The organism is Aquimarina sp., assembly GCF_977115655.1.
On record NZ_CDSBKO010000072.1, the window covers coordinates 1 to 24,665 of the forward strand.

The 24,665-nt window shown below is 31.8% G+C and carries 17 protein-coding genes; 9 read left to right on the top strand and 8 right to left on the bottom strand.

The window, feature by feature from the left end:
* Positions 1-62 precede the first annotated feature (62 nt).
* On the bottom strand, positions 63-1,232 hold the full coding sequence (locus ACZIYX_RS21125; RefSeq protein ID WP_462684246.1) for a hypothetical protein: 1,170 nt from the start codon (positions 1,230-1,232) through the stop codon (positions 63-65).
* Between the two features lie 458 nt (positions 1,233-1,690).
* On the opposite strand from ACZIYX_RS21125, the gene ACZIYX_RS21130 reads away from it, so the two are divergent.
* The 8 genes from ACZIYX_RS21130 (at position 1,691) to ACZIYX_RS21165 (ending at position 12,192) form a co-directional block, all read left to right on the top strand.
* Positions 1,691-3,532 carry an OstA-like protein gene (locus ACZIYX_RS21130; protein ID WP_462684247.1) on the top strand — a complete coding sequence of 614 codons (1,842 nt, stop codon included), beginning with the start codon at positions 1,691-1,693 and terminating at the stop codon, positions 3,530-3,532.
* Between the two features lie 73 nt (positions 3,533-3,605).
* Positions 3,606-4,799, top strand: a complete 1,194-nt coding sequence (locus tag ACZIYX_RS21135) for an aspartate aminotransferase family protein (protein WP_462684248.1) — start codon at positions 3,606-3,608, stop codon at positions 4,797-4,799.
* A gap of 315 nt (positions 4,800-5,114) precedes the next feature.
* Positions 5,115-6,506 carry a tetratricopeptide repeat protein gene (locus ACZIYX_RS21140; protein ID WP_462684249.1) on the top strand — a complete coding sequence of 464 codons (1,392 nt, stop codon included), beginning with the start codon at positions 5,115-5,117 and terminating at the stop codon, positions 6,504-6,506.
* Positions 6,507-6,589: 83 nt separating this feature from the next.
* On the top strand, positions 6,590-7,555 hold the full coding sequence (locus ACZIYX_RS21145) for a DUF368 domain-containing protein (protein ID WP_462684250.1): 966 nt from the start codon (positions 6,590-6,592) through the stop codon (positions 7,553-7,555).
* Positions 7,556-7,558: 3 nt separating this feature from the next.
* Positions 7,559-8,584, top strand: coding sequence for a DUF368 domain-containing protein (locus ACZIYX_RS21150; RefSeq protein ID WP_462684251.1), 1,026 nt, complete (start codon positions 7,559-7,561; stop codon positions 8,582-8,584).
* Complete coding sequence (locus ACZIYX_RS21155; RefSeq protein WP_462684252.1) at positions 8,581-9,312, top strand: shikimate dehydrogenase family protein; 732 nt, start codon at positions 8,581-8,583, stop codon at positions 9,310-9,312. Before ACZIYX_RS21150 ends, ACZIYX_RS21155 begins: the two co-directional genes overlap by 4 nt.
* 140 nt (positions 9,313-9,452) lie before the next feature.
* Entirely contained in the window at positions 9,453-11,552 is a 2,100-nt protein-coding gene (locus ACZIYX_RS21160) for a DUF349 domain-containing protein (RefSeq protein WP_462684253.1), read from the top strand.
* Between the two features lie 13 nt (positions 11,553-11,565).
* Positions 11,566-12,192, top strand: a complete 627-nt coding sequence (locus tag ACZIYX_RS21165) for a class I SAM-dependent methyltransferase (protein WP_462684254.1) — start codon at positions 11,566-11,568, stop codon at positions 12,190-12,192.
* A gap of 331 nt (positions 12,193-12,523) precedes the next feature.
* Here the strand turns inward: ACZIYX_RS21165 and ACZIYX_RS21170 are convergent, their stop codons facing one another.
* The 7 genes from ACZIYX_RS21170 to ACZIYX_RS21200 all read right to left on the bottom strand — a co-directional run bounded on the left by ACZIYX_RS21170 (position 12,524) and on the right by ACZIYX_RS21200 (position 23,939).
* Positions 12,524-13,984 (bottom strand): RagB/SusD family nutrient uptake outer membrane protein, encoded by a 1,461-nt coding sequence (locus ACZIYX_RS21170; RefSeq protein ID WP_462684255.1) that lies wholly within the window; start codon positions 13,982-13,984, stop codon positions 12,524-12,526.
* Between the two features lie 19 nt (positions 13,985-14,003).
* Positions 14,004-17,039 carry a SusC/RagA family TonB-linked outer membrane protein gene (locus tag ACZIYX_RS21175; protein WP_462684256.1) on the bottom strand — a complete coding sequence of 1,012 codons (3,036 nt, stop codon included), beginning with the start codon at positions 17,037-17,039 and terminating at the stop codon, positions 14,004-14,006.
* A gap of 772 nt (positions 17,040-17,811) precedes the next feature.
* Positions 17,812-19,233: a helix-turn-helix domain-containing protein gene (locus ACZIYX_RS21180; RefSeq protein ID WP_462684257.1), complete on the bottom strand. Its 1,422-nt coding sequence runs from the start codon at positions 19,231-19,233 to the stop codon at positions 17,812-17,814.
* Positions 19,234-20,181: 948 nt separating this feature from the next.
* Positions 20,182-20,955, bottom strand: a complete 774-nt coding sequence (mazG, locus tag ACZIYX_RS21185; protein WP_462684258.1) for a nucleoside triphosphate pyrophosphohydrolase — start codon at positions 20,953-20,955, stop codon at positions 20,182-20,184.
* An 8-nt stretch (positions 20,956-20,963) separates the two neighbouring features.
* Entirely contained in the window at positions 20,964-21,908 is a 945-nt protein-coding gene (locus tag ACZIYX_RS21190) for an NAD(P)H-dependent flavin oxidoreductase (RefSeq protein ID WP_462684259.1), read from the bottom strand.
* 28 nt (positions 21,909-21,936) lie between these two features.
* Positions 21,937-23,124 carry a tRNA 2-thiouridine(34) synthase MnmA gene (gene mnmA / locus ACZIYX_RS21195; protein ID WP_462684260.1) on the bottom strand — a complete coding sequence of 396 codons (1,188 nt, stop codon included), beginning with the start codon at positions 23,122-23,124 and terminating at the stop codon, positions 21,937-21,939.
* A gap of 125 nt (positions 23,125-23,249) precedes the next feature.
* Positions 23,250-23,939: a toxin-antitoxin system YwqK family antitoxin gene (locus ACZIYX_RS21200; RefSeq protein ID WP_462684261.1), complete on the bottom strand. Its 690-nt coding sequence runs from the start codon at positions 23,937-23,939 to the stop codon at positions 23,250-23,252.
* Between the two features lie 434 nt (positions 23,940-24,373).
* Between ACZIYX_RS21200 and ACZIYX_RS21205 the strand changes: the two genes are divergently transcribed.
* Positions 24,374-24,665 (top strand): hypothetical protein (locus ACZIYX_RS21205; RefSeq protein ID WP_462684262.1); only part of this gene is annotated, 292 nt, incomplete at its 3' end.

Sequence of the window (24,665 nt, forward strand, 5' to 3'; positions counted from 1 at the left end):
GTTGCAACCCTCGATATTTTTTTGTTACACACTTCGTGGCTTAGTGCCTTTTTTTTTTAGAATCATAATGATGTTGTAGCATCTTTGCTTGGTTTTAATTCTAATATTCGTTCTAATTTTTGAATACCTTTAAGTTCATTGTTATGCTTTGGAAACGGAACTATTTGCTTAAAGCTATAAATATCATCATCCCCTTTGCCTCCTATTCGATTACTTGCAAAATACCCTGTTTTACTTTCTTCGTTAATAATAAAAGTAAAATCATCTTTTGAGCTATTAATGGGTTTTCCTAAGTTATACACTCCAAAAAAACCTTCTTCATTTGGCATAGCCATAAAAATATCCAAGCCGCCGAATCCTTTATGTCCATCACTTGCAAAAAACAATTTTCCTTTATCACTAATATAAGGAAAAGTTTCTCTACCAGAAGTATTTATTTGATTCCCTAAATTTCTAGGCACCCCAAAACTTCCGTCTTCATTTATTTTAACCACATATAAATCTGATTTACCAATACTTCCTGGCATATCGCTGGCAAAATACAAAAACTTACCATCCGGGGACAAAGCAGGATGTGCAATTGAATATTCGTCATTATTAAAAGACAATTCTTCTGCATCACCCCATTTTCCATTTACAAAGGCAGACCTGTATATTTTCAACAAAACAATACCATTAGCATTTGTTTTAGATTTTTTTTTAGAATAGTTATTTCTGGTAAAATATACCGTTTTTCCATCTTTACTAAAAGTTGCTGAAGATTCATGAAACTTAGTATTTATGTTTCCTTTAAGTTTAAAGACACTATTTTTGGTCGAAATATTGGAAAATGAAGTCGAATACAAGTCCAAAAAAGGTTGGTTGTTTGATTCATCAATTATATTAGAAAAATTATTGATATCTCGTGAAGAAGCAAATACCAATTCTCCATTAAAAAAGCTAGGGGCATGATCTGAATATTCAGAATTAATATTCAGTGTATTTACAATAAACTTTTCTATAGCCCGATTTGCGCTATTATCGTTCTGTTTAAAAGGGTCTATATTTTTTGACACCTCCAAATCTGCAAACGATTCAAATATTTTATTTTTACTATCAAATCCCCTTTTTACTTCTATAGAAGTACTATTTTTAAAGACCTTCTCTGCTCTTTCAAGCTGTTTTTCCTGAGAAAATACAGCACCAAGAAAAAACAAAAAAAATAGAGCCCCATAGTTTTGTTTCAAAACCATCTATTCTTTTTTTATCTATTGTACCACGAACTAACCTTCCTGTTCAAAAAACTTTATTATTTTTTGCACTTGTTTTTATAAAGTGTACTCTTAAAATAATTTAGTTTTAATAAAAAATAAAGGCAATGTTATCCCCATAACATCCAATCGCAGTTTTTTATTGTTCCCGTGGTGCAATATACTGATACTTAAGCAAATCAAGTGTTAAATAATTTGCAATTTTTAAATTAGTTATCAACTTGTATTTTTCTTGACCTTTTGCGCATGTAACTATACCTTTTTACATCCTTTTATTGTATTATTGTACTTGTCCACAAAAAAACTGTTCAACTTCTTTATAATTGCAACATAAAAAAATGCAGATGGTTATTCAATAAAAACAACTACGTTTTATTTTACCTTACTAGCTACAATCATTAAATACAATTTTCGTTATTTTGCATACAAATCTGAAACACTTGAAAAACAAATTCTTTTATATAGCACTTACTATTTTGTTTTCTGCGGCTGCTTTTTCGCAAGAAGGTAAACAAATAAAGGTTCAGTCTGATCGTACCATAAAAGATCAAAACAGGTTTCCCGGAGCTACCATTTTGGCCAAGGTAGATAAACAAGTATACATGCAACATGAAGGAATCGAAATTTGGTGTGACCAGGCGGTTCACTATGGAGAAGATAAGTTTGTTAAGGCTTTAGGCAATGTAACCATAAAGCAAGGAGATACTCTTACTATGACCAGTAAATATGCTGAATATAATGGTAACACACAATTTGCTTATGCCCGGGACAATGTATTTATGGAAACCCCTTCAAATACATTAAGTACAGACACCTTATTTTTTGACAGACTTAAGCAACAAGCTTATTATCGTAGTGGCGGGACGGTAAAAGATTCGTCAAACATCCTGACCAGTAAAATCGGGCGTTATTTTATGGACAGAAAACAATATTCATTTAATACAAAAGTAAAAATTGTAAACCCGGAAAACACGGTAGACTCAGACCGGTTAGACTATTATACAGATGATGGTCATGCATATCTCTACGGCCCTTCTACAGTAAAAGGAAAAGAAAGTACTTTGTATTGTGAGCGTGGCTTTTATGACACCAAAGTCAAAACAGGATACGCTATAAAAAATGCTAGAATTGATTATGATAAGCGCACCGTTTTTGGAGATAGCATATTTTACAATAGTGCCGCTCAATTTGCTTCTGCCACCAATAACATAAGAGTTCTGGATACTGCAAACAACTCTGTTATTACCGGGCATTATGCCGAAGTTTTTAAAGATAAAGACTCTGTTTTTATCACCAAAAGAGCTCTTGCTGCTACTTTGCAAGAAAAAGACTCTATTTTTATTCATAGTGATACCCTTATGGTAACAGGAAAACCAGAACACCGAATAATGAATGGTTTTTATGATGTAAGAATTTATAAGAGCAATATGAGTGGTAAAAGCGACTCTATTAATGTAGATCAAACTACTGGATACACAAAAATGATCGGTCGCCCTATTATTTGGGCGCAAAGAAATCAAATGACAGGAGATACTATTAAAATTATTTCGGATACTAAAACAGATAAATTAGATTCTCTTATTGTATATCAAAATGCTTTTCTTGCTCAGGAAGATACTCTTAAAGCAGGATTCAACCAAGTTAAAGGACAGTCTCTGTATGGTTTATTTAAAGATAATGAGATCTACCAAGTAGATATAGATAAAAATACCGAAACCATATTTTACCAAAGAGAAAGTGAAGGAGAATTAAAACTTATTGGTATTAACAAAGTGCTTTCCAGTTCTATTAGATTATTGCTCAATAATCGTGAAATTGAAGATGTATATTATTATCAAAATATAGATGGTACACTATATCGTGAAATTGACTTACCAGAAAATGCAAGAGAACTTTCTGGTTTCAATTGGCGGGGGGATGAGCGTATAAATAGCAAAATCGATCTTTTTAGGGGAGAATCCCCTCCTAAACTCACAAAAATCAAAGGAATACCTCTACCAAAAGTTGAAGCTGACTTTTTTGATGAAGAAACTGTAAAACGCCTTGAAGAAAACAAATCCGAAGGCTCTAGGTTACTAGAACAAGAGCTAAAAGATGCTGAGCTAAAAGAAACCAATGAACAGCTAAATTCTACCTCCCCCATTAAAGGAGAGAACAAAGATTCGTTACCAGAACTAAACCCTTATCTTCCTTCTAAGAAAAAGGATAATAAACCAGATAGTTCTTCCAAAAAGGTGAAAGAAAAGCCTAAAGACAATCATAACTCTGACCAAGAGTATTAACAAGAGTATTAAAATGTATATTTTATTATTTAAAGGAAAATAATAAAATATTTATATCATAAATAAATTACGTTTGAAACAGGATTTTTTCAAATACCAGGCACAAACCACTCCTCACCCATTAGCAATGGAAGTTTCTCATGCTCATGGCAGCTATATCTATACTACCGATGGCAAAAAACATCTGGATTTTGTTGCAGGTGTATCTGCCTGCAGCTTAGGCCACAGACACCCTAGAGTAGTACAGGCTGTCAAGGAGCAATTAGACAAATATTTGCATGTAATGGTATATGGCGAATATATACAAAGCCCTGCTGTAGAGCTTGCTAAGCTTTTGGCTCACCATCTTCCATATCCTTTAGAAAAAACATATTTAACCAATTCGGGAACCGAAGCTATAGAGGGATCTATAAAATTAGCCAGAAGGGTTACAGGTCGCAGCCGGATTGTTTCTGCAAAATTAGCATACCATGGTAATACTATGGGATCTATGAGCGTGATGGGTTATGAAGAACGCAAACAAGCATTCCGTCCTTTGATTCCCGATATAGCTTTTATTACTTTTAATGAAGACGAGGATATTAAACATATCACCAATAAAACTGCCGGAGTTATTCTGGAAACAATACAAGGAGGGGCTGGTTTTATCGAACCCAAAAAAGAGTACTTAAAAAAAGTAAAGAAACGATGTGAAGAGGTCGGAGCCCTTTTAATACTGGACGAAATACAACCAGGCTTTGGCAGAACAGGAAAACTATTTGGCTTTCAAAATTATGGTATTATTCCAGATATTATTGCAATGGGCAAAGGAATGGGTGGAGGACTTCCAATCGGAGCGTTTACTGCCTCTTCTGCCATGATGGACAAGCTTAAGGACAACCCAAAACTAGGGCATATAACTACTTTTGGGGGGAATCCCGTAATTGCGGCTGCCGCTTTGGCAACATTACAAGAACTTACAGAAAGTGACTTAATGGCAGCTGCCATAGAAAAAGAAAAACTATTTAGGTCTTTATTAGTTCATCCGCTAATCAAAGAAATAAGAGGCTTAGGATTAATGCTTGCCTTTATAACCCCTTCTATAGAAATTACAAATCAAATTATTTTAAAATGCAAAGACAAAGGGTTGATTCTTTTTTGGTTGCTTTTTGAACCTCTTGCTATACGTATAACACCGCCTCTTACTATATCAAAAATAGAAATAGAACAAGGCTGTAGAATTATTCTTGAAGTTTTAGATGAAATAAAATTAGAGCAAAAAGGATGAAATTTTATTAAAAAGGTGTATATTTAATATATCATATCTTCTATATATAAATCCTTAATTGTACTCCGGGCTTTTTAAAAAACAAAACTTTGAACCATTACCAATATAATGGTACATATTTTGTTAATTAGTTTGTTAAAAACAAATGATTTTTGGAGTTTAATTATTCAAATTCATTTGTAATTTTAATACTGAGGAAATCAATAATGCGAAAATAATTCAAGTAATGAATTTATTAAATACTCGTATTTGTTGGGGAAAACAAAAAGAGTGTTTATATTACTTTTATTAAAAAAGCATCTTTAATCAACGTGTATGAAATTTAACCACGAAGAAGAAGACAATAATTTCTCGATTACTCGATATGAGTCTATGTTGAGATCTAATGATGTTAAATTTTTTGATTCAGATGAGTTTGAATCCATTATTCATCACTATTTGGAAAACGGAAAAATTGCTAAAGCAAAAAAAGCAATTTCTCTTGGCCTTTCACAACACCCATCTTCTGTAAATCTTAAACTTTTGCAAGTCGAAGTGCTTGTTTTTGAAAATCGTTTGGATAAAGCTGACAATCTCTTAGGACAATTATATGCTTTAGAACCAGAAAATGAAGAAATATATATTCAGAAAGCAAATATTCTTTCTAAACAAAATAATCACATAAAAGCTATAGAACTATTAAATATGGCTCTTACCTATACGGATGATTATGCAGATGTTTATTCTCTTATAGGGATGGAATATCTTTTTATGGATGATTTTGAAAATGCAAAAATCAATTTTATGAAATGCCTTGAAGCAGATGACCAAGATTATTCTGCTTTGTACAATATAATTTACTGCTTCGATTTTCTAGAGCAACATGAAGAAGCTATAGAATACCTGAATATGTTTTTGAACAAAAATCCATATTGCGAAGTAGCGTGGCATCAGGTTGGAAAACAATATTTTGACTTAAAAGAATATGAAAAAGCACTAACTGCATTTGATTTTGCTATTATAAGTGATGACTATTTTATAGGTGCCTATCTCGAAAAAGGAAAAGTATTAGAAAAACTAAAAAAGTATAACGAAGCCATTGAAAACTATCAAATAACGTTAGAATTGGACGACCCCACTTCTTTTGCTTTACTAAGGATAGGAAAATGTCATGAAAAATTAGGCAATGATGAGTTGGCAATTGAGCATTTTTCAAAAACAGTTCACGAAGATCCTTTATTAGATAAAGGATGGATAGCAATTACAGATTTTTATTTACGAAAAAGAGACTATCAAAAAGCACTTTATTACACCAATAAAGCTATAAATATAGATAGCGAAAATGTTCTGTACTGGAAACGTTATGCCAAAATAAATAACCGCCTTGCTTTTTTTGAAGAAGCAGAAAGGGGGTATAGAAGAGCTATAGAATTAGGGAACTATGAAATAGAAACCTGGTTAAATCGCTCTGACATACTTAGACATCTTGGAGAACCAGATGCATCTATACAAAATTTACATCAAGCCGTAGAGTTTTATCCGGACAATGCAGAAGTACATTATAGACTTGCCGGTCTGTACTATGAAGTCCAGAATTATGAAAAAGGAGAATATCATATAAGAAAAGCCTTGGATCTTGATTATGAATATCACATAATCCTAGAAGAGCTTTTTGATAAAATTTTTAATTTAACCCTTGTAAAAAACATTATTTCTGAATACAAATAATTCTGGAAAAGACTTTTTTTCTAATAGATTGCATACAAAAATCCATACATTTGTTTTGAACAAAAACATCAAAATTAATAGGGATGCGTAGAAATCTTAAAGATTACCTTACCATTGCAACAAAAGGATTGGCAATGGGAGCAGCAGATGTTGTTCCCGGAGTTTCCGGAGGTACAATTGCCTTTATATCAGGTATTTACGAAGAACTAATTGAAACCATTAATGGTTTGAACTTAACTTTTTTTTCTGTCTGGAAAAAAGATGGATTTTTATCCTCCTGGAAACAATACAACCTTTCCTTTTTAACTGCTCTTTTTTTTGGCATTGCCACAAGTATCCTTTCTCTTGCCAAGCTTATAAAATGGCTTCTGCACAACGAACCATTGTTGCTATGGTCTTTTTTTTTCGGGTTGGTCCTTGCTAGTATTGTACATGTTGCAAAACAAATAACCACCTGGAAACCTAAAGTATTATTAGGGATTTTTTTAGCAACAATTGCATCCTATTTTATAACCGTGGCAGAACCATTAGCATCTCCCGACAGCAATTGGTATTTATTATTTTGCGGCTTCATAGCAATTATTGCAATGATATTGCCAGGAGTATCCGGAGCTTTTATATTATTACTTTTAGGAGCTTACCAAACATTTATAGACACCCTTAATCAATTTCGTGATGGACTGTTACAAATGGATTTTGATCTTTTGTGGCAAGCTTTATCCAAGATTCTAATTATTGCCATAGGTGCTCTAACAGGGTTAAAATTGTTTTCTAAAGTATTGAATTGGATGTTCAAACATCATAAAAACATGACCTTGTCCATACTTACAGGGTTTATGATAGGTTCTCTCAATAAATTATGGCCTTGGAAAAAAGTAATCTCCTGGAGAACAAATTCTGAAGGAACAGAAATTCCTTTTATAGAAAAAAGCATTCTGCCATCACAGTTTGAAGGAGATTCCAGAATACTATGGGTATTATTTTTTACCATTACAGGTTTTTTATTGATCTTAATATTAGAGCGTCTTTCTGCCAAAAAAGAAAAATAACCAATGCAACAAAATACCAGAACTTTTACCGATAGATTTTTTCTTATCATCAAGGGTCTTGCTATGGGTGCTGCAAATAAAGTTCCCGGGGTTTCTGGTGGGGTCGTCGCATTTGTTGCCGGATTTTATGAAGAGTTTATTTACTCGCTTCAAAAGATAAATTTCAAAGCTTTCAAACTTTTTATAAATTTTAGATTCAAAAGCTTTTGGAGATATATCAACGGAAGATTTCTTGCTCTATTGATTCTGGGAATGTTAATAAGTTATTTTAGTATTTCTAAAATTTTAGACTATTTAATTATCCATTACGAATTATATATCTGGTCTGCCTTTTTTGGTATGATCATTGGCTCTATTTATTATATTGTAAAAGACTTTGAGGATTGGAGCAAAAGAAACATATCTCTCATTCTTATAGGTATAATTATAGGGGTAAGCATTAGTTTATTAGAACCTGCCAAAGAAAATGACAATCTCTGGTTTGTATTTATTTGTGGTATAATTGGTGTTTCAGGAATGACCTTACCTGGTTTATCAGGTTCTTTTATACTAATATTGCTAGGCAACTATGTGCTTTTATTAGTAGATTCTGTAAACGCGCTATATGACACTATAGCAAATATAATTCATTGGGATTTTTCGTTTACAGATGACCCAAAAAGAATACGTTTATTACAAGTACTCCTTGTTTTTAGTTTAGGTTCTCTAACCGGTTTGGTAACATTATCTCATTTTTTAGGTTATGTTTTAAAGTATTTTAAAAATGCAACCTTTGCAGCTATTACCGGTTTTATAGCCGGGTCTTTAGGAGTTGTCTGGCCCTGGAAAAATAAAATTTACAAAACAGATGCTTTGGGCAATACCAAATTAGATGCACTGGGTAATCCTATATTAGATAATTATGATCGTTATTTTCCTGATTTTATAGCTATAGAAACTTATATAGGAATATTTTATATTCTTATAGGAATTGGTTTGGTTTTATGGTTAGAATGGTATGGAAAACGATTGAAAAAAACTTCAAAATGAAAAAAACATACGGATTGTTGGGCAGAAATATTGGGTATTCTTTTTCAAAAAACTTTTTTTCTGAAAAATTCAAAAATGAAGGTTTAAATTGTGAATATGTAAACTTTGATATTACAGAAATAAAAAACATAATGGATATTATAAAAAACCCTGATGTACAAGGTTTAAATGTAACTATCCCGTATAAAGAAGAAATCATCTCTTATTTGGATGATCTGGATCCAATTGCAAAAGAAATTGGGGCGGTAAATGTTGTTAAATTTGGTGATAATCAAAAATTAAAAGGATACAACAGTGACTATTATGGTTTTACAGAATCGCTAAAGCCTTTATTGAACGAAAAAACAAAAAAGGCATTAATACTGGGTACTGGTGGGGCATCAAAAGCAATTGCTTATGCCTTAAATCAATTACATATTGAATATACATTTGTATCCCGTAATCCGGATTTTAATGAACTTAGCTACGCTAATCTTGATGAAGATATAATGAGGGCATATACCCTTATAATTAATTGTACCCCTTTGGGTACACACCCAAATACTGAAAATTACCCTAATATTCCTTATGAGTATGTTACAAAAAACCATGTTTTATATGATTTAATATACAATCCGGATGAGACTACATTTATGAGTAAAGGAAAAGAAAAAGGTGCAAAAGTCTATAACGGCTTGCAAATGTTGATTTTACAAGCCAAAAAAGCTTGGGAAATATGGAACAATTAGCCTTTGTACTTGTTTTGTGTTAAATTTCTTACCAAAAAATCATCTATATACTCTTAAAACTCTTCAATAACTTTGAGGTTTTCTAATATGTTAGTATCTTAGTCAGGCATTTAGCTCAGACAAATAAAAAAGCGTATACGATGTCCACACATGATAACCTGCCAAAGGCAGACGGAAATGAAGATAATAAAACCGAGATTTTAGATGTAAAATCTGGAGTAGAAAACTTAAAATCGGTTACCCCGGAAATATCTAAAGAACCCGGAGAAATATCTTCTGAGCCTACAAAAAAAATTGAAGAAGAAAATTTTTCAGAGAATCCTGATACGCCCGTCAATTCACAGATTATTGATATTGTAGAAAAAGTAAACATTCCTGTTTCTACTAATAACAATGATCTTGTGTCAATAAAAGAGGAGTCAGACACAGATAGTAGTTTCAAAAATATTGATCAAATTCAGGATCAAATGGATGAAGCTGTAGCAGAAGATAGCGAGGATGAGAGCACAATGGAGCGTCATAACATCGAAAAGAAAGATTATCACGCTATGAATAAGGAAGAATTGATCAAAGAACTTAAAGAGTTGATCAAAAATGAAAAAATTCAGGCTATCAAAGAACATGTAGAAGAAATTAAAAATGAGTTTAATGAAAAATTTGATGAAGAAGTTGAACAAAAAAAGGATGAATTCTTAAACGACGGTGGTGATATTATTGATTTTTATTATTCTACACCAATAAAAAAAGAATTTAATTCTGTTTATTTTGATTATAAAGAAAAACGGAATGCTTATTATCAAAATCTAAAAAAAGATCTTCAGGAAAATTTAAAAAAACGATTAGAGCTTATAGAAGAACTAAAAGGATTACTTAATGTAGATGAAAATATAAATACTACATATAATCATTTTAAAGATATTCAGGAAAGATGGCGTAATGCGGGAGCTATTCCTAGAGATAAATACAACACGGTTTGGAATACTTACCACCACCACACAGAAAATTTTTATGATTTCTTACATCTAAACAGAGAGTTCAGAGATTTGGATTTTAAACATAATCTGGAACAAAAACTTAAAATTATAGAACGTGCTACAGAATTAGCACAGGAAACAGATGTTAACAGATCTTTTAGGGAATTACAGTTGCTGCACAAAATGTGGAAAGAAGATTTAGGGCCTGTTGAAAAAGAATACAGAGAACCTATCTGGGAAAAGTTTAGTGCATTAACCCGCCAAATCCATGAAAATCGCCAAAATTATTTTAAAGACTTAGATAAAGTTTACGAAAATAACCTTAAGGTAAAACAAGAGATTATTGCTAAGATTACCGAAGTTGCTGCCAGTAACACAAAAAATCACAGTGGTTGGCAACAAAAAATCAAAGAAATAGAAACCCTTAGAAATACTTTTTTTAATGCAGGTAAAGTTCCTTCTAATATAAACGAACAAACATGGAGCGAATTTAAAACTGCTGTCAGGGAATTTAATCGTAATAAAAATTCTTTTTACAAAGGACTCAAAAAAGATCAATTCGATAATCTTAACAAAAAGATGGAATTGATTCAAATCGCAGAAGATAATAAGAATAGTGATGATTTTGCTACTGTTACCCCTCTTATGAAAAAAATCCAATCTGATTGGAAAAAGATTGGTCATGTACCAAGAAAAGACAGTGATAAGATCTGGAAACGTTTTAAAGATGCTTGTAATTTTTATTTTGACAGAGTTCATGCAGAAAAAAACGAGATTAATAAGGAAGAAGAAGCTTCGTTAGAAAAAAAACAAGCACATATAGAAGAACTTAAAAAGTTAAAACTATCCGGCGATCCAAAAATAGATCTAGCTACTATAAAAGAAAACATTGTTGTCTGGAAAACATTAGGCAGGGTACCATATAAAAACAAAAATATTGAAGATACCTACAATAGTATATTAGATGAACTTTTTCAAGAACTTAATTTAAGTCGCAAAGAAACAGAAATCATTAAATATGAAAACAAACTAAATACTTTATCCAATCAAACAGATGACAGAGCTCTTCAAAATGAGCAAAATTTTATTCGTAAAAAAATTGATGAAGTAAAAGGTGAAATACGACAATTAGAAAATAATCTTCAATTTTTTAAACACGCCAAGGATGATAATCCTTTGGTGAGAGATGTACAAAAAAACATTCAAAAATACCGTGAAAACCTTGAAGTTTGGAAAGCCAAATTAAAAAAAATAAAACAGTTATAATTTATCTTTAATTATGCAATGCTCTCTCTGTGGTTCAGAAACTATTTTATATTCTGAAATACGAGATAGAATTTATTATAGTTGTGTAGAATGCAAAGGCATTCTACTACACCCTTCATGTTTCCTGCCTAGGGAAGCAGAAAAGGAACGCTATCAACTACATCAAAATGATGTTACAGACTCTGGTTATCAAAAATTTGTTTTTCCAATTACCCAAAGCATCTTAAAAGAGTATTCTAAACATCATAAAGGTCTAGATTTTGGGTCAGGAACTAACTCTGCTACCTCTTATGTTCTTAAAAAAAATGAATATGATGTTGCTCTTTACGATCCGTTTTTTAACAAGAACACCAACACTCTTGCCGTACAATATGATTATATTATTTGTTGTGAAGTTATGGAACATTTTTATAATCCTGCCAAAGAGTTTCAATTACTAGACTCTGTATTAAAACCAAAAGGAAACCTTTATTGCAAGACAAAATTATATAACCCAAAGATTGATTTTAATTCGTGGTGGTATAAAAACGATGCGACCCATGTTTTTTTTTATTCTTCGAAAACTTTAATGTGGATAAAAAATAAGTTTAATTTTAACTTTTTAAGTTACAGTGATGATTTAATTGTCTTCAAAAAATAACACCCGTATCTTATGCCTAACAAACCCTAAAATTACGCTTAAATATTCGTTCATTCTTCCTCATTCTTTATCATAAAATATACTTCGGCTTAGCCCTGTACAAGTGTTATACATGATACCATATTTAAGTCCTGAACAAGTTTTTTTACCTTGGATACTTAAAAAATAAATTCAATTTCTATAACGCACGATTTCAAAGTTAAAACGATATAGACTCAAATTGTGTAATAGAAAATCTAAGTTATATCCATAAGTAAAAACAAATCACTCTTTAGAAAATTTTTCTAAAGAGTGATTTTAACTAACTGTCTGACTTATTTTATTGGATTAATTAGTACCCTGGATTTTGTTGTCCTTGTAAAGCAGGGTTAGAATTAATTTGAATTGCTGGTATTGGAAATATGGTTTTATTAGCTCCAAATCCTGCATCAGAGAATTTTGGATCTCCAGGCTGTCTTAAAGGAAGTTTATTTCTTAATAAATCCATTCTTCTATGGCCTTCGCTAGCAAATTCTTTTAGTCTTTCTTCTAGAATATTTTCTAAAGTAACCGTTGTTAAATCTACTAAACCTGCTCTGCTTCTAATACGATTTATATCATTTAGAGGGGTATCCCCAACACTTAATCCTCCTCTAAGGTTTGCTTCTGCTCGTATAAAATACATTTCTGTAATTCTTATTACTGGCAATGGGTCTTTTCCCTCTGATCCTATTTTATTTTGGAAGATTCTCTTGTTACCATTCCCATCATTGCCTTGTCTGGATAACTGAACCAAGCGTAAATCTTTTCCTTCAGTATTACTTGCCGCAGCAGTACCTTTTTTTAAAGAATTAACTAAAAAATCTGAATAATACAGATCGCCTCTTCCTGAAGGAGAAGGATTGGCAAAATTATGCAAGCCAGAACCTCCATAAGCGCCATCTGTAGATGTATTTGCCAGAACAAATATACTCTCATTAGATAATGTTTTAAAAAAAGAATAATTTGTTGCGAACTTATAAGAACCAGAATTAATAACTTCATTAGCCAACTTGGCAGCTTCAGACCATTCTTCTCTATACAATCTAAGTCTTGCTAATAATGCTTTTGCACTATCTTTTGATGCTCTGGTATTGTCTATTTTATTTGGGTCTTGACTAAGGCTAACAGGCAACAATTTTATTGCATCTTCTAAGTCTTGAATTATTAAATCATGAACTTGATTTAAAGTGGCTCTTGGTAGTTGAAAATCTTCAATAGGAGTACCTGTTTCAAATGGTTTTAAAACAATAGGAACGGAAAGATTATTTCCATTATTAAATTGAAAAGGTTGTGCATAAACTCTAGTCATTTCAAAATACATCATAGCACGCATAAATTTAGCCTGCCCAACAATTACATCTTTTTCTTCTTTGGTAAAACCTAAAATATTTAAATTCGGAACCTTCGTAATCAAAAAGTTGGCATTATTGATAATTTCATACCCTTCATCCCAAAACTCTTGCGTATTTGTATTTGTTGCTTGTGTCCTGAATTCGAATACATCCACAAGGGTAGCAAAAGACCCTACAAAAGTTTGCTCATCCGATTGTATTCCTGTAAATGCATACCTGTTACCATTTAAAGCGTCTACCTCTCTAGCTTGTCCGTATAAACCAATTGTCACCCCTCTAATAGCAAACTCTGATTGAAATGCGCTCTCTTCGGTCAAATTATCTTCCGGATTTATTTCTAGTTCATCATCACAACTATATATGAAGCTCAACACCCCTATATATAGTAATATTTTATATGTTCTAAGAATTGTTATCATTATATTTTATGTGTTAAGTTTAAAAAGTAATTCTGGTTCCTAGTAAAAACTGTCTTGCTTGTGGAGCCGTAAAAAAAGTTTCTCCTTGAACTAAAGGATTGATATCATCTGTAACCTCTGGATCAAAACCGTCTAAATCCTTATCTTTCTTTATAATAAACAAATTATTACCTGTTGCATATATTCTTACTTTTTTAAACAATTTACTATGCTTAATCAAACTTTCTGGCAATGTATACCCAAAAGTTAAATTTCTCATTCTCAAGAAAGACCCATCTCTTAATTGAAAAGTAGAAGAGTTACTATAAAGACCTTCTGAAGGACTTCCTAATCTAGGGTATTTGGCATTATCCCCTGGTTTTTTCCAATAATCCAGTACATCTACAGATTGATTAAATGATCCTACTCTATTAGGAGCACCAACAAATCGCAATCCGTCAAGATATATATCATTACCATAAGTAAAGGACATTAAAAAGCTAAGATCAAAATCTTTATACGTAAATGTATTTGTTATACCTCCATAAAAATCTGGTAAAGCATTACCTACTACAACTCTATCGGTATCAAAATTTGGTGTAGTGGTAACCTTTCCTTCTCTATCCAAATACTCTGCATCTCCTGTTTGAGAATTAACCCCTACATATCTAACCAAATAGAAATTGTTTGTAGACCTTCCTTCGATTGCTCTTTGTCTTGCCCCTGCAGCTTCAATAAACTTTCCTTCTGGAGAGTCATTTGCTCCTGGTAAAGAGATTACCTCTGTATCTACAAAAGAAATATTAAAATCTGTAGACCAGGTAAAGTTGTCTGAAATAATATTCTTGGTATTTAACCCTATTTCTATACCACTGTTTTCCAGCTCTCCCGCATTTTTGTTTATTGCAGCAAACCCTGTAAGTTCTGTAACAGGAATTGGTAATAAAAGATCTGTTGTCTTTTTTTTGAAATAACTAAGATTAAGGTTTATTCTATTTCTAAACAACCCTAATTCCATACCTGCATCCAGAGTAGCGCTTTCTTCATAAGTTAAATCAAGATTTGCCGGTTGTGTAGGTGCTATACCTACTGCTCCATTATAGTTATAAGTGGCGGCTATTCCTGGTACTGGTGAACCAAATAACCCAAGAGAAGGGAAAGAACCTCCTATTCTATCATTACCAGAAGTACCATAACTAGCTCTAAATTTTAAAAGGCTAATAGCATCTATTTGTTGCATAAAAGATTCTTCTGACACAACCCAGCCGGCAGCTACAGACCAAAAATTACCAAATCTTTTATTTGCTCCAAATCTTGAAAAACCATCTCTCCTAAAAGACCCTTCAATTATATATTTACTTTTAAAATCATAATTAACTCTTCCAAATGTTCCGTACAAGCTTCTCTTAGCTCTTGTTTGTGATGTTAAAGTTGCAATTCCATTTGCTACATTTCGTAAATCATCAGAAAGAAAATTCTCAGAGCTAATGTTAGTGTTATTAAAAATAGTTTCTTGATAAGAAATACCTCCAACAGCTCCTATAGTGTGTATATCATTAAATGTTGTATTAAAATTTAAGGTATGGTCTGTAATAATTCTATTGTCATTTGCTACAAAATTTTGTGCATTTCCCCCTGGAGTTACACCATTATCTGTTGGGTCTATTAATTCCGGAACTCTTGTAAAATTATCTACTTGACTTCTGTCTATCCCTAAAGACCCTTTATAATTAAAATCTTGTGTAAACTTAATGGTAGCATTTATGTTACCAATAACCCTTGTGCTTTCTACTTGATTTATTTGTAGGGCTTCTATTGCTTCAACATTTTGTATAAAATCTTTATTAATAAAAATTCCATTTTCGTCTCTAGACTGAACAAAAGGCCTTATAAGAAAAGCTGATGTTAATGGGGCGAATGTTGTATTTTCAGTATTGACCCTATCATTTAAAGTATTGGTTATTGCCAGATTTAAACCTAGATCTAACCAATCATTTGCTCTGTGATCCAAATTAACTCTTCCATTAATTCTTCTAAGATTATTACCAATTATCCCTCCTTGAAGATCTGAGTACCCTGTACCTAAAAAGAATGTGGTTTTTTCTCCTCCTCCTTGCGCAGATACATTATAGTTTTGTGAAAACCCTGTTCTGGTTACAAGGTCTAACCAATCAGAACCGGTATGCGGAATATCATTCAAATTAGCAATTCCGCCACCTGCTACCGCTTGCCCTCTGGCAAAGCGATATTCTGCATATTGCTTGGCGTCTAAAACATTTATCAGATCGGTAACCTTGGTAAATGAGGTCCAAACATCTGCATTTACTCTGGTATCTGTATTTCGTCTTCCCCCTTTTGTTTCTATAAGGATAACCCCATTAGCACCGCGAGAACCCCATATTGCCGTTGCGGCAGCATCTTTAAGAACTGAAAAAGAAGCTATGTCCTGAGGATTCAAATCTGCAAGTGGGTTTAAACCTGTATTCCCTCCATTATTAAAAGTGTTCACCTCATCGCTTAATGGAACACCATCCATTACAATAAGAGGTTGAGACCCTCCGTTAAGAGAAGAAACCCCTCTTACCCGAATAACGTTAGCTGCACCTAATACTCCTGAGCTTTGTGTAAATTGAACTCCACTAGTCTGCCCTTGCAATAATTCCTGAGCTGTAACCGCAGGAATATCTTCTATTGCAGATGTTCTAATCGTTCCAATACTTTGAAGCAGTTTTTTTTCTGTAGTTGTTCCAAATCCAACTAAAACCACTTCCTCTAATTCTGCTGCAGAAGCAATTAACTGAGTGTTAATAGTTGCATTATCCCCTACAACAACCTTTTTAGTTTCAAAACCAATATAGCTAAAAGAAATTACCGCACCCCGATTAGCAGATATAGTATACATTCCATCAAAATCAGTTTGGGTTCCCTTATTTGTATTCTCTATAAGGATATTAACACCAGGAAGCGGTAACCCTTTATCATCTGTAACGGTTCCTGATATACTGTTTTCCTGAGCAAACGAGATACTGCAAATAAAGAAAAACAACATTAAGAACTTGTAATAATGTACTTTCATAGATTAAAGTTTTCAAAAATTTATAGTTTAATTAGTTACTTGTACAATCATAAAAAGGAAGGCAAGAATATCTTGATGGCTAATTCAATTTACCTTCACAAAAACTCGAACAAAGTTTATATGGATCTAGTAAAAAACCCACCTTCCCTTATTTTATGATTGAAGAACAAAGAAAAACGTGAACTAGTAAAAAACAGGTAGTCCCTATAAGATTTTACCTGTTCCGAAGAAGATTAACCCATAAATACATTAAGGAATTAACTTATTATAATAAAGTGGTCTGGTTATATTTTTTAAGGTTTTAAAAAAATATATTTGCTGGCAAACTAGTAATATTCCCCTAAGCACAATCCCTATACCTGATTTTTTGTATAATATTTACTTGCTGATAATATTATAACCATTGTTATTTGGTCAAGGTATAGTTCCAGAGGGGTCGAAGATTTATAAAACCGCCATTTTTGATTGTTTTTCGACAAACTCAAATGTGACACCACAATATCTTTTTGCCAAATGACATTAATATTATAACCGGATCTTTATAGAGAAATAATTATGCCTTATAAATAAAACATCCAAAACTGTTTTTAACCTGTATTGAAATAAAAAAACTTGTATTCAAATTGATTAAATATAAAGTAATACCATTTCTTAAATTAATGGTAAAGCTTATATATGCTACAAATGTTGCACATTAACTATAAAAAAACAGATTTAACACAAAAAGAAACGTCTACCCAACTTAAATAAGTAACACAATAAGAAAAGCTAACTATGCAACAAATAGCTTCATATATTCTGAAGGAGTAATTTGATTGTATTTTTTAAAAGATTTATTAAACGTCACTTTATTGTTAAAACCTACTTCATACGCTATATCTATTATAGCATGGCCTCTGTATTTTTTGTTTTTCAAAAGCTCCTTTGCTTCCTCTATTCTATATTTATTAATTAGCTCAAAAAAATTCAAACCAAAATGCTCATTAACAATCTGCGAAGTATTATGTCTGGTCGTATTCAACAATTCTGATAGTTTTTGAAGTGTTATATCATTTTGCCTGTAAATTTTATCTTCATGTAATAAATATAACAACCTGGTTTTAAGCTCCATTGATAAACTTGGTGTAAGTCCTGATTTTTCATATTTACCTGCTTCTCGTAATTTAGGTTTTGGCTCATCGCGAACTACTACAAGTTTTCCGAAAATACTTGGCTGAACATAAGCTACATAGCTTACATATAATACTAATGAAGCCATTGTAGCAACCTTAAAATTAAAAAAGAAACCACTAAGGGTATGTGATATTATCAAAAAACTATATATCATATATGTTACTATATAAAAAGAGCAAAATATGACGATGTTTCTTTGCCAGGTATATTCTATCCTCGGTATTTGTTTATTATGTCTAGTATGCCTAATAAATGTTTGAATTACCAAAATACCGTAAATCAATAAGGAAATCAATTTAATAATAGTAATCAAATTGGATATGACTGACATTCTGGAAGTAGACCGATTTAACATCATTCGCAATTTTTCTTCCTGGGGCAACATATATATAGGCAGCAACAAAAATACAATCAATAAAAATGTGGGTAATAAATGTAATAAATCAATATACTTGAATTTGTACTCTGTAGTTATTCTTTTAAAATAAAAATATATGAGTGGCCCGTACAAAAAAGAAAATGAAGTAGATGCATATAAATTATGGGGAATATAAAATCTGTAATTAGTAAGCAATAAACAAACATGGATTATAAAAATAGAATGCAAAAGCAAAAATGCACTCATTAAAAAATTACCAATTTTATCAGATCGTTTTCTTAAATTTAAAACTATTGACATAAAAATACCTATAAATCCAGTATAAAGACAAAACACAGCCCAAAAACTGATCTTTTTTGAATATTTATCTTCTAGCTTTTTAAAGTATGGAGAATCTTTAATCCTTTCAAAATTAGCGTGCTTAAGAAATGAGAGATCCAAATTTATTCTAATGTGTTTTTCTATAAAAAAACAAGCTAATTCTGACTCATTGGATTTAGCATACAAAAATGCTAAATCTTTATATATGCTGGCAGAATCTGCTTTAAGAGTAGTCAAAGTATCAGGATTTATGTAACTATCCAAACTACTTTTGGAAAACAAAACTGTACTGGATAATGCTTCCTGACTTTTTACGCTCATTCTATTATCAAAGCTATGTGCGATGAAAGAATTAAATAAAATAAAAATACCTAATAAAAACATATTATAAGTTAGCCTCACAATTATTCTTTAAAATAATTATAATTGTTAAAATTAGCCTTTTTTCCTTTTAATCCGCAGGCATTAGGTTTCCCCGATAATATCTTACCCTGTATCCCTTCAAAAACTGCATTTTTAAAGAGATTCTTAATGAATTAAAGTTCTGTTAAAGTCATAAAATAGAGAGTGAAAAACATCTGGAACTCTACAAATTCTTCGTTGTTTTTTATTGATCTGAAAGGTGTGAGGTATAACAAGTTTACAGTGTATTTTGGTTTTCTGAATGTCTAATCAGATGGTATCTTAAAGCAGTAGTCTTTTTAAGGCTATCATTATAGGTTAGGTTATACCAAAGGCAAAAAAGAATGTGTATATTAATACAAAAGTAGTCTGCCTATTACTCTTATCATAGTATAAGTTTTTTACTTTTATTTTTAATATAAAATAGAAAATAATATTGTTTGGTTATCGAAAAGACAAAAGTACGAGCTATATCTCAAGTAAATTACTTATAATACCTCTTTAACTTTGAAATAGCACTAATAAATTATTTCTTTTTCACCTATTCTTCGTTAAAAAATATAACCGTAACTACAGCTATGCTTGATACCAGATCAAGTCTGGCACAAGCTTTTTGCCTTGAATACTTAAAAAATAAATTCAATTTCTATACGCACTATTTCAAAGTTAAAATGGTATAAGTCATAAAACTCGGCACACAAGCATCATTTCAAATACAGAAAAACTGTAATTTACTCATTTTATACAAACATTTTTTTGGTAAGTGTGCATTTGTGAAGCGATATATATATTCAATTTGCTATAAAAATGTTTGTTTTCGCCAGAATCAAGAAAGTTCAAATCACTTCTAATTCTATTTTAAAATAATCAAATCTTTTTGGCTTCTTCCCAAAAAACATCCATTTCGGCAAGAGTCATATCTGCTAGGTCCTTATTATTTTCTTTTGCTTTTGACTCTAAATATTGAAATCTTTTTATAAACTTTTTATTCGTGCGTTCTAATGCATCTTCTGGGTTTACTTTAAGAAATCGAGCATAGTTAATTATAGAAAAAAGCACATCTCCCAATTCTGATTCTATTTTATCTTGATCTTGCACATCTATTTCATGTTGCAGTTCTTCCAGTTCTTCTTTAAGTTTTTCAAAAACCTGGTATGGCTCTTCCCAATCAAAACCTACTCCTGCAACTTTATCTTGAATCCTACTTGCTTTTACCATTGCCGGTAAAGATTTAGGAACACCTTCTAATACACTTTTTTTGCCTTCCTTGAGTTTTAAATTTTCCCAATTACGCTTCACATCCTCTTCATTTTCCACAACAACGTCTCCATAAATATGGGGATGCCTATGAATCAATTTATCACAGATCTCATTTGTGACATCTGCTATATCAAAATCTTTTGTTTCACTGCCTATCTTAGAATAAAATACTATGTGCAACAATAAATCCCCTAGTTCTTTTTTAATTTCATTAAGATCATTATCCAAAATCGCATCTCCCAGCTCGTATGTTTCTTCTATCGTTAAATGTCTCAAAGATTGCATGGTTTGCTTTTTATCCCAAGGGCATTGTTCCCTAAGTTCATCCATGATAGTTAATAGTCTGTCAAAAGCTTTAAGTTGGTTTTGTCTGGAGTTCATGTTTGATGTTATATAGAAATTAGTTTCATTCTATTTTGGGTTGCATTAAATTCTTTTACCATATCTTCCAATATGATTTCTGCTGGCTTAATATCATCAATTAACCCGGATACCTGACCAATTTCTAATTCTCCTTCTTCTAAATCTCCTTCAAACATTCCTCTTTTTGCTCTGGCTCTGCCTAGTAAGGCTTTTAATTCTTCTATAGACGGTCCTTTAGCATATAAAGCTGCCAGATCTTGATAAAACTTATTTTTAAGCAATCGAACCGGTGCTAATTCTTTTAAAGTTAGTTGTGTATCTCCTTCTTTAGCATTTACCACCATTTTTTTAAAATCTATATGAGAAGATGCTTCCTTACTGGCTACAAAACGACTTCCAACCTGAACTCCGTCTGCTCCCAACGCCATTACGGCATACATTGCTTTACCTGTAGCAATACCGCCTGCTGCAATTAATGGTATATCAATTTCATTTTTAACCATAGGAATTAAAGTAAGGGTTGTTGTTTCATCTCTGCCATTATGCCCACCTGCCTCAAAACCTTCTGCTACGACTGCGTCAACACCTGCTTCCTGAGCTTTTAAAGCAAATTTAACGCTACTAACCACATGCACTACTGTTATTTCTTTTTCTTTAAGGTATGCTGTATACGTTTTAGGGTTACCAGCAGAGGTAAATACTATTTTTACACCTTCTTCAATTATGATTTGGATAATCTCTTCAAGATTTGGGTATAGCATAGGGATATTAACCCCAAAAGGTTTATTAGTTGCCTTTTTACATTTTTGGATATGCTCTCTTAGTACATCCGGATACATGGATCCTGAACCAATAAGTCCAAGTCCACCTGCATTACTAACTGCACTTGCCAGCTTCCACCCGCTTGCCCATATCATCCCTCCTTGAATTATTGGGTATTGAATATTAAATAATTCTTTAATTTTATTCATCAATTTTAAATATGAAAAAATATTTATTTTATGAAATCACTCCGGATCCCACTAATTCTTCGCCTATATACCAAGCTACAAACTGACCTTCGGTTATAGCGCTTTGTTCTTTCTTAAAAACCACATACATTCCGGATTCTACCATATACAAAGTTGCTTTTTCTAAAGGTTGTCTGTAACGGATTCTTGCAATTACTTCTAATTCTTCATCTACATTTAACTTAAGGTCTTTTCTTACCCAATGCAGTTCTTCATTAGATATAAACAACGCTTTTCTATATAGTCCCGGATGTGATTTTCCTTGTCCTGTATAGATTGTATTGGTTTCTACATCTGTTTCTATTACAAAAAGAGGTTCTGGTGTTCCTCCAACCGCCAATCCTTTGCGCTGCCCTTTTGTATAATAATGTGCCCCGGGATGTTTTCCTACTATTTTACCGTCTTTAACATCATAAGAATACTTACTTGATAAAAATTCTAATTTCTCTTTTTTAGAAGTAAATTGTGGTTCTTTACGATTGTATTTTTCTTCAAAACAAGATATTTCGATAATATTACCTTGTTTTGGTTGCAATTTTTGCTGAAGAAATTCTGGCAAACGAACTTTCCCGATAAAACATAATCCTTGAGAATCTTTTTTATCTGCAGTAACTAAATTTTGCTCCTTAGCTATTTCCCTAACTTCGGGTTTTAACAATTCTCCTACAGGGAATAATGTTTTTGCTAATTGATCTTGCGATAACTGACATAAAAAATAAGATTGATCTTTATTTGGATCTTTTCCTTCTAATAACCTGTGTATTTCTTTGCCTTCTTTTATAATTGTTTCTTTTCTGCAATAATGACCTGTAGCAACATAATCTGCTCCCAGAGATAATGCTATTTTCAAAAAAACATCAAACTTAATTTCGCGATTACAAAGCACATCGGGATTGGGTGTACGTCCTTTTTCATATTCGTTGAACATATAATCTACGATACGTTCTTTATACTCCTCACTCAGGTCAACAGTTTGAAAAGGAATCCCCAATTTTTCTGCAACCAGCAATGCGTCATTACTATCGTCTAACCATGGACATTCATCGGATATGGTAACGGAATCGTCATGCCAATTTTTCATAAACAACCCAATAACTTCATATCCCTGTTTTTTTAGTAAATATGCAGCTACACTAGAGTCAACTCCTCCCGATAATCCTACGATTACTCTCTTCATCAAAAAACCTTTTATTTTTTTAATTCTTTTTTGCAAAAGTAATAAATAAAAAAAGCAATGCTTGTGCATTGCTCTATGGTTTTATCTATACTTATATTTTTAAAATCAATTCAGGTCAGGTTTTTTTAATACTTCTTTTTTTGAATTGGAAATGTTTTTTGTTCAGACAGTTTACCATCTTTATAATAATTCCAGGTCCCGTCTTTTTTATCTCTTTTATAATTCCCTTCTATGAGTAAATCCCCGTTTGTGTCATAGTACTTAGTAATTCCATGTAATTGATCGTTTTCATACATAAATTCTTTTATAACAATACCGCTTTCAGAATATATTAATCTTTTTCCGTTTCGTTTACCATCTGTATAGGTTATTTTTTCTGTTAGCTGTCCATTTTCAAAATAAGTAAGTTGCTCTCCATTTAATTTACCCAACGCATAGTGTTCTGTCATCATAATTTTTTTATCAGATCCATTATGATAGTATTTCCATACACCAACACGATCTTTTCCTATCATATTTCCTTGGCTTATTATCTGTCCGTTTTGTGTAAAGTATGTTATTTTTATAGTATCACTATCCTTCGAGAATGTTTTTATAGCTGTAGGGAATTTATCGCTAGTAGGCTTATAGAATTTAAATTCTCCTACTTCTTTTCCATGTTCAAAGGTTCCTTCATAACGAAGTTGATCACTATTTTCATATGTCTTTTGCCATTTACCATGCCTTTTTCCCTCTACATCAAATTTATTAAACTCTTGTGCTACAACATTAAAGCTTACAAATCCTAAAACACAAAATAAAACTCTAATTCGCATAACTATCATTTAATTTGGGACTCTATCTTAACGAATATCTTATTCAAAAAGTATACCAATATTATAAAATAAAAACAGAGAAATAACCTTGAAAACACAAAAAAGCTCCTTATCTGGAGCTTTTTTTAAATTATATATTTGTATTTACTATTTCTTTTTTGCTTTTTGTTGTTCCGCTTGTTCCATTAATTCTTTCATTTCCTTATAAAACATCTCCAATTTCTTCATTTACCATAATCCCAAATACAGATTACCCTTCGTAGTGAACCTATTATTAATTACTAAAATAAAGGTAACATAGAAGTAAAATTCATTTTCTAAGATGCAATTATAAAACTGTATTAAGATTCTCTTAAACTTACTCATTGTTTTTCACAAAACAATGATTTTTAAGTAAATTACAATACACAATTTAATTATAAATTTTAAAAACAATGAAAACAAGTAACCAACTTAGTAAATTATTCGTGCTAGGAATGATTTTAATAACAACTTTTAGTTGTGAAAAAGAAGAACTACCTTTTTTTGAAGAAGAAAACATTACAAGTGAAGAAACTTTTGTAGTGGCATCAAGTAAGGCCATCCTCCTAAAGGACACTTTACTAAGACCTTCTGGAGCTACTTTTAGTATTTGGTTTAAAGCAGGAACCAATGTAGTATTTGATAATCAGGGAAAAGTAAAAACGGGAACACTAAGAAGTGATACTTTATTAAGACCTTCTGGTT

Bases quoted from the DNA above. Each gene is read 5' to 3' on its own strand.
- ACZIYX_RS21155 (WP_462684252.1), top strand. From the start codon at position 8,581: ATGAAAAAAACATACGGATTGTTGGGCAGAAATATTGGGTATTCTTTT.
- ACZIYX_RS21200 (WP_462684261.1), bottom strand. From the start codon at position 23,939: ATGCGAATTAGAGTTTTATTTTGTGTTTTAGGATTTGTAAGCTTTAAT.
- mazG (WP_462684258.1), bottom strand. From the start codon at position 20,955: ATGAACTCCAGACAAAACCAACTTAAAGCTTTTGACAGACTATTAACT.
- ACZIYX_RS21190 (WP_462684259.1), bottom strand. From the start codon at position 21,908: ATGAATAAAATTAAAGAATTATTTAATATTCAATACCCAATAATTCAA.
- ACZIYX_RS21145 (WP_462684250.1), top strand. From the start codon at position 6,590: ATGCGTAGAAATCTTAAAGATTACCTTACCATTGCAACAAAAGGATTG.
- ACZIYX_RS21150 (WP_462684251.1), top strand. From the start codon at position 7,559: ATGCAACAAAATACCAGAACTTTTACCGATAGATTTTTTCTTATCATC.
- mnmA (WP_462684260.1), bottom strand. From the start codon at position 23,124: ATGAAGAGAGTAATCGTAGGATTATCGGGAGGAGTTGACTCTAGTGTA.
- ACZIYX_RS21175 (WP_462684256.1), bottom strand. From the start codon at position 17,039: ATGAAAGTACATTATTACAAGTTCTTAATGTTGTTTTTCTTTATTTGC.
- ACZIYX_RS21160 (WP_462684253.1), top strand. From the start codon at position 9,453: ATGTCCACACATGATAACCTGCCAAAGGCAGACGGAAATGAAGATAAT.
- ACZIYX_RS21165 (WP_462684254.1), top strand. From the start codon at position 11,566: ATGCAATGCTCTCTCTGTGGTTCAGAAACTATTTTATATTCTGAAATA.
- ACZIYX_RS21180 (WP_462684257.1), bottom strand. From the start codon at position 19,233: ATGAGCGTAAAAAGTCAGGAAGCATTATCCAGTACAGTTTTGTTTTCC.
- ACZIYX_RS21125 (WP_462684246.1), bottom strand. From the start codon at position 1,232: ATGGTTTTGAAACAAAACTATGGGGCTCTATTTTTTTTGTTTTTTCTT.
- ACZIYX_RS21140 (WP_462684249.1), top strand. From the start codon at position 5,115: ATGAAATTTAACCACGAAGAAGAAGACAATAATTTCTCGATTACTCGA.
- ACZIYX_RS21170 (WP_462684255.1), bottom strand. From the start codon at position 13,984: ATGATAACAATTCTTAGAACATATAAAATATTACTATATATAGGGGTG.